The 620-nt window shown below is 26.3% G+C and carries 1 protein-coding gene and 1 pseudogene; both read left to right on the forward strand.

Annotation, left to right across the window (positions count from 1 at the left end; genetic code table 11):
• A partial coding sequence (locus CD152_RS11300) for an acyltransferase (protein WP_240592409.1) occupies nucleotides 1-383 on the forward strand: 383 nt, incomplete at its 5' end.
• Between the two features lie 25 nt (nucleotides 384-408).
• Nucleotides 409-620 (forward strand): annotated as a pseudogene (locus CD152_RS12270) (capsular biosynthesis protein); the annotation flags it as partial.

Here is a 620-nt window from a genome sequence, read left to right on the forward strand (position 1 = left end):
CATGTGATCCAACAATAAAAGTTCATAATATTAATAATTTAGTTTTTGATAATAATGATTTACACATTTTTCAATCTCCGGGTTTATATTTAAATAATTTTGATGGAATCATCTCAATTGGAAAAGGTTCTTATATTGCTCCTTATGTTGGAATAATTACATCAAATCATGATATAAATGATTTAAAAAAACATACTCTTGGTAAAGATGTGACAATAGGAAAAAATTGTTGGATTGGAATGAATTCTATAATATTACCGGGTGTAAATCTGGGTGATAGAACAATTATAGGGGCCGGCAGTGTTGTTACAAAAAGTTTTACAGAAGGCAATCAAATAATAGCTGGAAATCCTGCGAAAGTGATAAAAAAGATTAATGAATAATAGTTTGAAAAAAAATAGTATATATATGCTAGGTTCTTCAATTATATCTCAAATATTGTTAGTAATTACAGTACCTATCATTAGCAGGTTATTTACTCCTGAAGAATATGGAGTGTTTACACTGTTTAGTAATATTGCTTTTTTACTAATTCCTATAATTAATGGTAGGTTTGATTTATTAATAATAAACTCGGATGATAAAAAGGAATCATATTTTTTTTCTAAAATCTCTTTTAT

Origin of the sequence: Macrococcoides caseolyticum, assembly GCF_002902665.1 — a bacterium.
GTDB classification, from domain to species: domain Bacteria; phylum Bacillota; class Bacilli; order Staphylococcales; family Staphylococcaceae; genus Macrococcoides; species Macrococcoides caseolyticum.